This window comes from Salegentibacter tibetensis, assembly GCF_020164485.1.
GTDB classification, from domain to species: domain Bacteria; phylum Bacteroidota; class Bacteroidia; order Flavobacteriales; family Flavobacteriaceae; genus Salegentibacter; species Salegentibacter tibetensis.
Genome location: NZ_JAIQZA010000001.1, coordinates 111,341 through 123,705 on the forward strand (window position 1 = coordinate 111,341; position 12,365 = coordinate 123,705).

The following is a 12,365-nucleotide window of genomic DNA, read 5'->3' on the forward strand; positions in this document are numbered from 1 at the left end:
GTGCGCCAAATAACGAAAAAAAATATACTTCGTCAAGCATCTACCGTTAATTTTATGACATTTCCCCCCTAAGAGAGGTTTCAAATATAGTTTTGAACACTTTAGGAGACAATTCTTTCCCTAAAAGGTACATCAATTTTCCTAGTGCAGCCTCTGTACTAATATCTTTTCCCGAAACCACCCCTATCTTTTTCAGCTGTACACTGGTTTCATATTGCCCCATTACTACACTCCCGCCAATACATTGAGTAACGTTAACTACAAATAATCCTTCAGAGATCTTTCTTTTTAGGATATCCAGAAACCAATCGTCACTAGGAGCATTCCCGCTGCCGTAAGTTTCAAGAACCACTCCTTTTAAACCGGGTTTAGAAAGCACATATTCTACAGTACTTGCATTAATTCCCGGAAATATCTTTAAAACCAACACTTCATTATTGAATCCTGTATGTAATTTTGTCCTTTGCCTTCGGTTTGGACGCCATAAAGCATTATAATTCACTGACAGATATACGCCAGATTCAGCCAAAGGAGAATGATTCAGCGAAGCAAAAGCCTGAAAATGTTCTGCATTAATCTTTGTAGTCCTATTTGCACGGTATAATTTATATTCAAAATAAAGTCCGACTTCAGAAATCACAGGTTTACCATTTTTCTGCAAACCGGCAATTTGAATACTGGTTATAAGATTTTCTTTAGCATCGGTCCTAAGATCTCCAATAGGCAATTGAGACCCCGTAAATATTACGGGTTTGGTAAGATTCTCGAACATAAAGCTTAAGGCAGATGCGGTATAAGACATTGTATCGCTTCCATGCAGCACAACAAAACCATCGTAGGTTTCAAAATTATCGTTTATGGTATTTGCAATCTTCACCCAGCATTCCACATTCATATTAGAGGAATCTATAGGCTCGTCAAAACTTAAAGTATCAATCTCGTGCTCCAGGATCTTGAGCTCGGGAATATTCTGTAATAATTCATCAAAATTAAAGGCTTTAAGGGCTCCTGAATCATAATCTTTGATCATACCAATGGTACCCCCGGTATAAATAAGCAGGATTCTAGCTCTTTTCTTCATAAAGCGCTTCTTTATTAATTACAGGGTTTGCATACATTAATAAATAACTATTTAGCTCCAGGGCATTTTTCACATCTACCCTTCGACTAAGGCGACGCTCAAATTGCCTTTTCTCTTTATCGGAATATTTACCGGAATAGGTTTCTGAATTCTTCAACAAATCACAAGCGATATAATTCGCCGGCCATAATTTGTAATTTTTATAGATATGCTGATCTATTTTCGTCGCAACTGCTTTTAACTGGGCGTTTATTGAATCATGTTCTTTTTCAATTTCCTCAAAAACCTCTTTACCAAGCACTTCGCCAGCATTAATATGGATACGTCCTTTATTCCCCAGAGCGCCCTGCATAATAGAATTAAAGTCTTCGTTGGCCGATTTTACATATTCTTCCTCCATTCTTTTAGCAAGAATTTCGGGCATTTTAAGTATATCTGTAGGATCAAATTCATAGGAAATCGCTACCGGAACAATTTTGAGTTCAGTAAAATACTCGGCCAGACTTTTCTTGCCTTTAGCCATTGCAAGCATTTTTAGCACTCCTTGTTGTGTATAATCACTCCCATCCTTGGTTCTGCCCTCCCTTTGCGCCATCCAAACCGATCTTTTATCTTCCAGTAAAAGTTTTTTAATATATTCTGAAAGCACCATGGAACTCTTCAACATTTCCCTTGGGCTAATACCACGTTTTACAAGAAAATTCCTGTTTAAACGGGATAAAGCCATAAGAAAAGGTTTCTGTACCAGGTTATCCCCAATAGCTGAAGCCGTCATGATAAGCTCCTGCTCATACAAAGTACAGTTCAACAAAGAGGTATCAAGAATAATATCGCGATGATTTGAAATATAAAAATAAGCCTGGTCACCATCTAATTTATCAAAGCCATTGTAGGTAAGCCCTTCAGTACTCTTTTCAATAACTTTTAATACTGATTTATAAATCACTTTGGTTTGGAAATCCCTAATAGAATGGCAATCGTTCAAAATAGCAGCGATTTCCTGGAAACTTTTCTCTGGAAAAGTAAATTGCAAAAGGGTTTTCACCATTGGGTGCCTCATGTACTCCTTCAAGGCAGGTTGCACCTCATTCTCGTTATAAAACCTTATGTCTTCAAATTCTTTCACGCAAAATTGTGTTAGCTAGGCAAATGAACAAATTTTAATTCTAACCTCCTTTATATCCCAAATATATCTTTAGAATTTTGAGTGGTTATTTCAGCAATTTCAGCTAGCGGTTTTTCATAAATTTCAGAAAGCCTTTCTGCTACTTTTAATAAGTATTCTGGTTCGTTCCGCTTTCCGCGGAATGGCGATGGCGCTAAATATGGACCATCGGTTTCCAGAACGATCTCTTTTAAAGGAATTTCATTCAGAAATTTATCAATTTTTCCGTTTTTAAAGGTAACCACACCTCCAATTCCAAGTTTCAAATTATAAGAAAGAGCTCTTTTAGCCTGTTCTAAATTTCCTGTAAAACAATGAAAAATCCCAAAAAGATCCTCGCTTTTTTCTTCCTCCAAAACTTCGAAAATCTCATCAAAAGCTTTTCTGCAATGAATTACAATAGGAAGTTTGTATTTTTTCGCGAGTTTAATTTGCCTTCTAAATGCCTCCTGCTGAATTTTTAGCGTGCTTTTATCCCAATGCAGATCTATCCCAATTTCGCCAACAGCATAAAACCTTCTTTTTTCAAATTCTTCTTCTACGTGCTTTAATTCCTCTTCAAAATTCTCCTGAACATGTGTAGGATGCAATCCCATCATTAAAAATACATTCTCGGGATAACGGGATTCCAGATCGTACATAGCCTGGGTGGTTTCAGAATCTATTGCCGGAAGAAAAAACCGCTCAATATCTTGCTGAAATGCTTTTTCTATAAGCTCGTCCCTGTCTTTCTCGTAATCTTCACTATAAAGATGAATATGTGTATCGGTTAAAATCATAAAAGCAAAAATAATTTATTTTGAAGACCTATCTTTGCGAAAAACATAAAGAATGTCATCTTTAAAAAAAATACTTAAAGAAAAAGGCTTTAAGCGCATAAAATTAAAATACACTAAAACCCAACATCTTGAATTGGTAGCCAAAATTAATAATATTGAAGGAAACTTTATTTTAGATACAGGAGCCTCCAGCACTTGTGTGGGTCTTGAAGCCATAGAACACTTTAAACTTCTTGCAGAAGATAGTGATGTAAAAGCTGCGGGCGCAGGCGCCACTAATATGCTCACACAAATCGCCCAGAAGAACCGAATAGAAATAAAAGGCTGGAAAAAGAAAAAAGTAGATCTCGTACTTTTTGACTTAAGACACGTAAATGAAGCCCTGGTAAACCACGAAGCCGAAAAGGTTCACGGTATCATAGGTGCAGATCTATTGAGGAGAGGAAAAGCCGTAATAGACTATAAAGCTCCGGCACTTTATCTAAAATAGCATTTAAAGGGGAAATATCCCCTTGACTGACGGACTGATCTTACCTAAGTTTGATAAAATTAATGTTAGTCCATGTCACTTGTGTCCAAAAACAAACTTCGCAATAATCTTATCTATTTACTCTTAGGTATTTTTATTGTTTCTGTTTTGTTTTTGAACATATTAAGTTTATTATTATTATTTTAATTTGTTATTTGTGGTATCAAAAAAAGGCAGCCGTTTGGCTGCCTTTTTTATTATTATGTAAATCAACGAACTATTTAAAGCTCAAGCGCTCTTTTCACGTCATTATCCATCAATAATTCTTCCGGGTTTTCTATAGCTTCTTTAATGGCTACAAGGAAACCAACAGATTCTTTCCCGTCAATAATCCTGTGATCGTAAGAAAGTGCCACATACATTATAGGACGAATTTCTACGTGACCATCTATAGCCACAGGACGCTCTACAATGTTATGCATTCCTAAAATCGCACTTTGCGGTGGATTGATAATTGGAGTAGAAAGCATAGAACCAAATACACCACCATTGGTAATAGTGAAAGTACCACCGGTCATTTCGTCTACAGTAATTTTGCCGTCGCGGGCTTTCAATGCAAGTCGTTTCACTTCATCTTCAACTCCTCTAAAACTAAGATTTTCAGCATTTCTAATTACCGGAACCATTAAACCTTTCGGCCCCGAAACCGCAATACTAATATCTTTATAGTCGAAACTTACCTGATGATCTCCATCTATCATTGAATTTACACCTGGATATTGTTCCAGTGCACGCACCACAGCAAGAGTAAAGAAAGACATAAAGCCCAAACTTACGCCGTGCTTGTCCTTGAACTCTTCTTTATACTTTTTTCTTAAGTTGAAGATAGGCTGCATATCTACTTCATTAAAAGTAGTAAGCATCGCGGTATCATTTTTAACAGAAACCAGGCGCGAAGCTACTTTTCTTCGAAGCATAGACATTTTCTTCTTAGATTCTCCGCGTTTTCCTTTACCCGGACTTCCCATAGAAGCTTTTGCCTGTACCGCATCTTCTTTAGTGATACGACCATCCTTGCCACTTCCTTCTACTTCTTTAGCATCAACCCCTTTTTCGTCAAGGATCTTTTTAGCTGCAGGAGACGGGCTACCTTTTGCGTGAGAATCCTGTTTTTGAGAAGATGTAGAAGATTTTGAAGGTTCTTCGGTTTTATTATCACCCTTGTCCTTATCTTCTTTCTCTTTTTTATCTGAAGATTCGTCCTTAGACTCTTCCTTGTCTTTAGATTCTTTTTTATCACCTCCCCCTGGCTTTTCAGCTTCGGTATCGATTAAACAAACTACTTCGCCCACAGCCACAGCATCACCTTCTTCAGCTTTAAGCGTGATAATTCCGCTGGCTTCAGCCGGAAGTTCTAATGTAGCTTTATCGCTATCTACTTCGGCAATTGGCTGATCTTTTTCTACGTAGTCGCCGTCTTCAACTAACCACTCAGCTATTTCAACTTCGGTTATAGATTCTCCCGGAGAAGGAACTTTCATTTCTAAGGCCATGATCTTTATTTTTATTTTTTATTGTCATTTCCGCGAAGGCGGAAATCTTTAATTCTATATTAATTTATTCTTCTAAATTCTTGTCAAATACACTTGCTATCACTTTATCGTGACGTTTCTTAAATCTTACAGAACTTCCGGCAGCCGGAGAACCATAGAATTTTCTACTGCAAACCCTAAAGTTTTTAGCTTCATCAAAATGCAATAACATATGCCCATAAGCACCCATATTTCTTGGTTCTTCCTGGGCCCAAACTACATCGTCTGCATTCTTATATTTTTTGATCGCTTTTTTCATTTTTTCAATAGGCAACGGGAACAACTGCTCCACACGCACTAAAGCAACATCATCACGATCGTTTTCTTCTTTATGTTCTAAAAGATCATAGTAAAATTTACCGGTACAGAATACCAGGGATTTTACATCCTTTGCTTTCGCTTTTGGATCATCTATTAACGGCTGAAAACTTCCTTCAGCAAAATCTTCTTTAGTTGAAATCACTTTAGAATGCCTTAGCAAACTTTTTGGCGTAAAAATCACCAAAGGTTTTCTAAAACCGGCTTTCATCTGCCTGCGTAAGATATGAAACATATTGGCCGGTGTAGTAACATCTGCCACATACATATTATCTTTTGCGCAAAGCTGAAGAAAACGCTCCATTCTGGCTGAAGAGTGTTCTGCACCCTGGCCTTCGTATCCGTGAGGTAAGAAAAGCACCAACCCATTTTGTAATTTCCACTTGTCTTCTGCAGCAGAAATATACTGATCTATCATTATTTGCGCACCATTTACGAAATCTCCAAACTGGGCTTCCCAAATGACTAAGGTTTTAGGACTCGCCATTGCGTAGCCATAATCAAACCCCATTACACCATATTCTGAAAGCGGAGAGTTATAAACGAAGAAATCGCCATCCCTGCCTTCTATATTGTTGTGAAGAATAATTTCTTCTTCACTATCTTCTACTTTTACAATTGCGTGACGGTGAGAAAAAGTACCTCTTTCACTATCCTGCCCGCTAATTCTAATATTAAAACCTTCCTTCATTAAGGAACCATAGGCAAGATGCTCCCCCATAGCCCAATCCAGCTTATTGTCCTCAAAGTAAAGTGTATGTCGCAGGTCTATAATCTTTTTAACCTTACGCATAAATTTTTTATCCTCGGGTAGTTTAGAAATAGCTTCGGCCACCTTATCAAGATCTTTTATATTGTAGGTTGTATCGAACTCCTTCATCATTTCCTCTTCCCGCACATTCTCAAAACCTTCCCACTCATCGTACATAAACGGAGTGATCTTGGTGGTTTTTTCTTTCCTGGAATCTTCTAAATTCTCCTCCAGATCTGCTTTATACTCTTCTTCAAGTTTAGTAAGGTAATCGTCGTCAATTATATTAGCCGATTTAAGCTTTTCAGCATAGATATCCATTGCATTTTGATGCTTGGAAATAGCTTTATACAACTTTGGCTGGGTAAATTTAGGTTCATCTCCTTCATTATGCCCGTATTTCCTATAACCCAGTAAATCTATAAATACGTCACGCTTGAATTTCATTCTAAAATCCAGCGCAAATAAAATCGCGTGAACTACAGCTTCAGCATCATCTGCATTTACGTGTAATACCGGAGAAAGGGTTACTTTCCCAACATCGGTACAATAAGTTGAGGAACGACCATCAAGATAATTGGTGGTAAATCCAATTTGGTTATTTACTACAATATGAATTGTTCCGCCGGTTTGATAACCTTCCAGCTGAGCCATTTGCACCAATTCGTAAACCACTCCCTGCCCTGCAATAGCTGCATCACCATGTACAAGTATAGGAAGCACTTTCATATTATCACCATCATAATGCCTGTCTTGCTTGGCTCTTGCAATTCCTTCTACAACAGGCCCTACAGCTTCAAGATGCGATGGGTTTGGTGCGATATTTATATTTATTCCTTTTCCATTATCTGTAACCCGACAGGAAGTCCAACCCAGGTGATATTTAACGTCTCCGTCAAAAATATCCTGTTCGTAATCCTTTCCGTCGAATTCGCTAAAAATGTCTTTTGCGCTTTTTCCGAAGATATTGGTAAGCGTATTTAAACGACCCCGGTGGGCCATACCCATAACGAAGTCCTTTACGCCATAATCTGCTGCTTTTTCTATAAGTGCATCTAAAGCCGGGATTAAACTTTCCCCACCTTCAAGTGAAAAACGTTTTTGCCCAACATATTTTCTATGTAAAAATGATTCAAAGGAAACCGCCTGATTTAATTTCTTCAGGATTTTCTTTTTCTCATCATCATTAAAATCGGGATGATTTTCATTCTGATTTAATTTATCCTGAATCCATTGAATTTCTTCCGGTTTCCGAATAAACATATATTCTATACCAATAGAATCACAATACACATTTTCAAGATGTTTTATGATCTCCTTAAGGCTGCTAGGCCCAATACCCAGCATATCGCCCGCGTTGAATGTGGTATCCAGGTCGCTTTCTTCCAGCCCAAAATTGGAAATTTCTAATGTTGGCCGGTATTTGCGTCGTTCCCTTACCGGGTTTGTTTTAGTAAACAAGTGCCCGCGGGTACGATAACCGTCTATAAGACGAATTACCTTAAATTCTTTTGTAACGTGTTCCGGGATTTCCCCCTCCTGAAAATTCACAGGAGCTTCTTCCATTATTTCTGCAGAAACTCCGTTTTGTTGCATTCCAAAGTCAAAACCTTGAAAAAAAGCCCTCCAACTGGGCTCTACACTATCGGGGTACTGAAGATATTGGTCGTAAAGTTCGGCGAAGTATGCCGTATGTGCAGCATTTAAAAATGAAAATCTATCCATAAGATGAAACTAATGTTTCTTTTGAGTGTAAAACACAGCAAAAATACAATTTTTAGAAAAAATAGCCTGCAGCAAACTATATATTTATCTTATGAATTATAAGAAGTTTAACATAGTAAAAACTTCAGGATATCCCCATAATTATGTATTGACTGCAAATCTGCAAGGTGTAACCACCTAAATATTAAGAATTTCTCAATTTGGGATTGCTCATGTTTAAACCGTGCGATTCATAAGTATTTCACCAAACTGTTTTAAAGGTCTTTTTTTCTCTTCAGAAATCTCAATTTTATCGAGAACCTCAAATGCTTTGTTGGTGTATTTTTCTATTTCCTCTTTGGTAAGCGCAGCAGCACCGCTAATTTCAAAAAGATTTTTTACCGCTTCAATTTTGCCTGAAGTTTCCGCCGGACTAATGGTATACAAATGTTCTAATTGCTGAGCTTCTCTTTTTCCTGAGGTTTCCAGAGATTTTAAATAAAGAAACGTCTTTTTATTTTCAATAATATCCCCGCCGGGTTGCTTCCCAAAGGTCTCCGGATCTCCAAAAGCATCCAGGTAATCGTCCTGAAGCTGAAAAGCAATCCCTAACAACCGGCCAAATTCATAAACAGCCTCCTTGCATTGCGTAGAAGTATCTGCCACTATCGCGCCCATTTGCAAAGAAGCCCCTACCAGGACGGCGGTTTTGTATTCTATCATTTTCAGATAGTCCTCAATAGATACATCATCCCGGGTTTCAAAATCTATATCATACTGCTGGCCTTCACAAACCTGAATGGCCGTTTTGGTAAATAATCGCGCTAATTCTTTAAAGGTATCTCCCTCATAACTTTCAAAAAGCTGATAGGCATTTATCAGCATAGCATCACCCGAAAGAATTCCCGTATTAATATCCCAGCGCTCGTGCACGGTTTCCTGGCCGCGGCGTAAAGGTGCATCGTCCATTATATCGTCATGAACCAGGGAAAAATTATGAAATATCTCTATGGCAAGGGCAGCGTCTAAAGCCTTTTTATAGTCGGTCTCAAAAATTTCGGTAGCCATAAGTACCAAAACAGGCCTTAGGCGTTTCCCGCCAAGACCAAGGATATACTTCATAGGTTCATAAAGATTCTCAGGTTCTTTAACCTGAACTTTAAGATCTAAATACTCCTGAAAAGCGTCCCTGTATTGAGAAATGGGCTTCATACCTAAAATTTTTCCGGCTAAAATACATAATTGAAAGTACTTGAAATTCTATAAGGAAGTTAAATTACCGAAAACCAAGGAAACTTTTGTTGTTTTTTAAGTTTCCAGATTGTAAATTTGCAGGAAATTTACAGAAAAAGTGAAAGAAGATATTCTAAAAAATGCCGCAGACCTTTTCTTAAATCTCGGTTTTAAAAGTGTAACAATGGATGATATTGCACAACAAATGGCAATATCAAAGAAGACCATTTATGCGCACTTTAGTACTAAATCAAAATTGGTTAAAGCCACGGTAGATTACCTTATAAAAGAGATAGATCTTGGCATATCCGTACTTAGCTCGAAGAAACTCAATCCCATTGTAGAGACTTATGAGATGAAGAAATATGCAATGCAGATACTGAAGAACGAAAAAAGTTCTCCGCAATTTCAGCTAAAGAAATATTACCCCGAAGTATACTATCCTCTACAGGAAAGACAATTTGAAATTGTACAACGCATTGTTATTGAAAATCTGGAACGGGGCATCACAACCGGCCATTACAAAGGGGATATCCCCATTTCTTTTGTCAGCCGAATTTACTTCGTGGGAATGTTAGGCACAAAAGATAAAGACCTCTTCCCCGAAGACGAGTACAGTAATGCAAAACTGATGGATTATTTTTTAAGATACCACCTTAGCTCTATTTGCACAGAGAAAGGTTTAAAAACATTAGATGAATTATTAAAATCTAACAAGCAAGCAAATGAAATTTAGATACCTGTTAATCTTACTGATTTCTTTAAGCAGTATAGCCCAGGAAACCCCACAAGGTTATAGTTTTTCGCTTGAAGAAGCTATAGAATTTGGCCTGGAAAACAACTACTCATCAGTAAATGCGCAAAAAGACATCGAGATTGCGCTTAAACAAAAATGGGAAATTATTTCCCAGGGATTACCCCAGGTTGGTGCTACCGGCGAATATCAAAATTACCTCAAGCAGCCGGTAACTTTACTTCCAGCCGAATTAACCGGTGGAGAACCCGGCACCTTTACTCCGGTGGTTTTTGGCACACAACAAAATGTAAATGCCACGGCAACCTGGAACCAATTAATTTTTGATGGTTCATATATAGTAGGTATCCAATCGGCTAAAACTTTGCTTCAAATTTCTGAAAATGCAAAGACCAAAACCGATCTTGAAATAAAGAAAGCCGTGATTAATGCCTACGGAAATGTTTTACTGGCGGAAGAAAACGTAGCAATCCTTCAGAAAAACGTTGAGAACGTTCAGAAAAATTATGATGAAACCAACGAGATATATAAAAATGGGCTTGCAGAACAGGAAGATGTAGAGCAACTGGAAATCACGCTTTTAAACTTGAAGAATAATTTAAGTCGAAGCCAGCGTATGCGAGACATCGCCTACGAAATGTTTAATCTCACTTTAGGAATTCCGGTTGAAATACCCGTTAACCTAACCGAAGAACTGGACAATCTGGCGATGCGATATTTTGATTTAGAACTTTTGCAGGAAGAAATTCCTGTAGAAGAAAATATAGATTATCGCATCGCAGCAAATACCGCTGCATCTCGAGAAATTCAAGTGAAACTGGAAAAATCTAAAGCATTACCATCTTTAACCGGATTTCTAAATTATGGCTTTCAGGGTTTCAGCCAGGAATTCACTTTTTTTGATGAGGATCAGGAATACTTTGCCCAATCTATTTTAGGAGTGAGTTTAAACATTCCCATTTTCAGCAGTGGTATGCGTAATTCCAGAACGCAACAAAAGCAAATAGCCTACGAACAGGCGATGGTAGAACTGGAGCAAACTGAAAATGAAGTAAAACGCCAGATCAATTCGGCAAAAAGCGATTACGAGTTCAGCCTTGAGAATTACCAGGCACAAAAGAAAAACCTGGAGCTTGCTGAAAGGATAGAAAACAAGAACCAGATCAAATTTTTTGAAGGCATTGCCAGCAGTTTTGAGCTTAGCGAAGCCCAACGCCAGCTTTACCAGGCGCAGCAAGATTTTTTACAATCTATGTTGAATGTGATCACCGCCAAGGTTGAATTGGAAAACCTGTTGGATACCAGAAAATATAATAATGAAGATTAAATATACCCAAATATCAACAATGAAAAAGTTAGCTGTTTTATTAAGTATTCCGCTTTTATTGCTATCGTGTGGAAATAATGAGGAAGGAAAATCTATAGACGAAATTATAGAAAATGAAGACCTCACAGAAATCAGGGCCAAAAAGGCTGAATTGAGCAAAGAGCAAAGCGACCTTACCCAAAAGCTGGATAAACTGGACCAGGCAATAGACCGACTGGATAAAACCCGACGTTTAGACCTGGTAGTGACGCAAAAAATCAGCGACACACTGTTTAAGCATTATGCCGAAGTACAGGGCGATGTAGCAACCGATGAGAACATTGTTATTTATTCTGAATTTTCAGGAATTCTGCAAGACTTGCGTGTTCAGGAGGGACAGGAGGTTAATAAAGGACAGGTTCTTGCCAAAATTGATGACGGCGGACTTGCCAGCGAATTAGCCCAATTAGAAACCCAGGCCACTTTAGCGAAAACCACTTTTGAGCGGCAGGAGCGTCTTTGGGAACAAAATATTGGTTCAGAAATGCAATATCTGGAAGCTAAAGCCAATTTCGAGTCTGTTCAAAACTCAGTAAAAAGATTGCAAGCTCAACTTGATAAAACCATTGTAAGAGCACCCTTTAGCGGGATTGTAGACGAAGTACTTACAGAACAAGGCGAAGTAGTAAGTCCGGGTCAAAGTCAGTTATTCCGTTTGGTTAGCTTAAAGAATATGTATGTAGAAGCTGCTGTCCCAGAAAACTATTTAAACACCGTGAGGAAAGGCACTGAGGTAATTGTAGAAATTAGTTCGCTAGATCGTGAATTTGAAGGTGAAATAAGAAGAGTTGGAAATACAATAAATCCTAACAACCGTTCCTTCATTATTCAGGTAGCAGTTCCTAATGAGAACGGAATGATAAAACCCAACCAGATCGCGACAATTAGATTAAACGATTATACTGCAGAAAACGCTATAATTATTCCCGAGAATGCATTACTTAAAAATTCGCAGGGAGAAAGTGTAGTGTTCATACTTCAGGAAAAAGAAGGCGAAGAAAATATTGGGACGGCAAAAAGACAAATCGTAGAAACAGGTTATAACTACAATAACCTGATAGAAATTACCAAAGGATTGGAATCTGGAGAAACCCTGATCGTAGAAGGCGCTAAGAATCTTCGCGATGGTCAGGAAGTTAAAATAAGAAACTAA

Annotated in this window: 10 protein-coding genes; 4 read left to right on the forward strand and 6 right to left on the reverse strand. The window is 38.0% G+C overall.

The window, feature by feature from the left end; translation table 11 throughout:
- Nucleotides 1-52: 52 nt before the first annotated feature.
- Genes LB467_RS00520 through LB467_RS00530 form a run of 3 tightly spaced genes read right to left on the reverse strand, consistent with a single transcriptional unit; the run spans nucleotide 53 to nucleotide 3,025 of the window.
- Entirely contained in the window at nucleotides 53-1,081 is a 1,029-nt protein-coding gene (locus LB467_RS00520) for an asparaginase (RefSeq protein ID WP_224472077.1), read from the reverse strand.
- Nucleotides 1,065-2,207 carry a 1-acyl-sn-glycerol-3-phosphate acyltransferase gene (locus tag LB467_RS00525; RefSeq protein WP_224472078.1) on the reverse strand — a complete coding sequence of 381 codons (1,143 nt, stop codon included), beginning with the start codon at nucleotides 2,205-2,207 and terminating at the stop codon, nucleotides 1,065-1,067. The genes LB467_RS00520 and LB467_RS00525 overlap by 17 nt, the downstream gene beginning before the upstream one ends.
- A 50-nt stretch (nucleotides 2,208-2,257) precedes the next feature.
- Nucleotides 2,258-3,025, reverse strand: coding sequence for a TatD family hydrolase (locus LB467_RS00530; protein ID WP_224472079.1), 768 nt, complete (start codon nucleotides 3,023-3,025; stop codon nucleotides 2,258-2,260).
- A 52-nt stretch (nucleotides 3,026-3,077) separates the two neighbouring features.
- On the opposite strand from LB467_RS00530, the gene LB467_RS00535 reads away from it, so the two are divergent.
- Nucleotides 3,078-3,515, forward strand: coding sequence for a retropepsin-like aspartic protease (locus LB467_RS00535; RefSeq protein ID WP_224472080.1), 438 nt, complete (start codon nucleotides 3,078-3,080; stop codon nucleotides 3,513-3,515).
- 260 nt (nucleotides 3,516-3,775) lie between these two features.
- On the opposite strand, the gene odhB is transcribed toward LB467_RS00535, so the two are convergent.
- The 3 genes from odhB to LB467_RS00550 form a co-directional block, all read right to left on the reverse strand.
- Nucleotides 3,776-5,047, reverse strand: a complete 1,272-nt coding sequence (gene odhB, locus LB467_RS00540) for a 2-oxoglutarate dehydrogenase complex dihydrolipoyllysine-residue succinyltransferase (protein ID WP_224472081.1) — start codon at nucleotides 5,045-5,047, stop codon at nucleotides 3,776-3,778.
- Between the two features lie 64 nt (nucleotides 5,048-5,111).
- Complete coding sequence (locus LB467_RS00545) at nucleotides 5,112-7,880, reverse strand: 2-oxoglutarate dehydrogenase E1 component (protein ID WP_224472082.1); 2,769 nt, start codon at nucleotides 7,878-7,880, stop codon at nucleotides 5,112-5,114.
- A gap of 216 nt (nucleotides 7,881-8,096) precedes the next feature.
- On the reverse strand, nucleotides 8,097-9,071 hold the full coding sequence (locus LB467_RS00550; protein ID WP_224472083.1) for a polyprenyl synthetase family protein: 975 nt from the start codon (nucleotides 9,069-9,071) through the stop codon (nucleotides 8,097-8,099).
- 139 nt (nucleotides 9,072-9,210) lie between these two features.
- Between LB467_RS00550 and LB467_RS00555 the strand changes: the two genes are divergently transcribed.
- Genes LB467_RS00555 through LB467_RS00565 form a run of 3 tightly spaced genes read left to right on the forward strand, consistent with a single transcriptional unit; the run spans nucleotide 9,211 to nucleotide 12,365 of the window.
- Nucleotides 9,211-9,828: a TetR/AcrR family transcriptional regulator gene (locus LB467_RS00555; RefSeq protein WP_224472084.1), complete on the forward strand. Its 618-nt coding sequence runs from the start codon at nucleotides 9,211-9,213 to the stop codon at nucleotides 9,826-9,828.
- Entirely contained in the window at nucleotides 9,818-11,173 is a 1,356-nt protein-coding gene (locus LB467_RS00560) for a TolC family protein (RefSeq protein WP_224472085.1), read from the forward strand. Before LB467_RS00555 ends, LB467_RS00560 begins: the two co-directional genes overlap by 11 nt.
- 19 nt (nucleotides 11,174-11,192) lie before the next feature.
- The gene (locus tag LB467_RS00565) at nucleotides 11,193-12,365 is read left to right on the forward strand and encodes an efflux RND transporter periplasmic adaptor subunit (RefSeq protein WP_224472086.1); all 1,173 of its coding nucleotides are present in this window, start codon (nucleotides 11,193-11,195) and stop codon (nucleotides 12,363-12,365) included.

Excerpts from the sequence above, each read along its gene's own strand:
- odhB (WP_224472081.1), bottom strand. The coding sequence starts at position 5,047 with ATGGCCTTAGAAATGAAAGTTCCTTCTCCGGGAGAATCTATAACCGAA.
- LB467_RS00560 (WP_224472085.1), top strand. The coding sequence starts at position 9,818 with ATGAAATTTAGATACCTGTTAATCTTACTGATTTCTTTAAGCAGTATA.
- LB467_RS00530 (WP_224472079.1), bottom strand. The coding sequence starts at position 3,025 with ATGATTTTAACCGATACACATATTCATCTTTATAGTGAAGATTACGAG.
- LB467_RS00550 (WP_224472083.1), bottom strand. The coding sequence starts at position 9,071 with ATGAAGCCCATTTCTCAATACAGGGACGCTTTTCAGGAGTATTTAGAT.
- LB467_RS00535 (WP_224472080.1), top strand. The coding sequence starts at position 3,078 with ATGTCATCTTTAAAAAAAATACTTAAAGAAAAAGGCTTTAAGCGCATA.
- LB467_RS00520 (WP_224472077.1), bottom strand. The coding sequence starts at position 1,081 with ATGAAGAAAAGAGCTAGAATCCTGCTTATTTATACCGGGGGTACCATT.
- LB467_RS00565 (WP_224472086.1), top strand. The coding sequence starts at position 11,193 with ATGAAAAAGTTAGCTGTTTTATTAAGTATTCCGCTTTTATTGCTATCG.
- LB467_RS00545 (WP_224472082.1), bottom strand. The coding sequence starts at position 7,880 with ATGGATAGATTTTCATTTTTAAATGCTGCACATACGGCATACTTCGCC.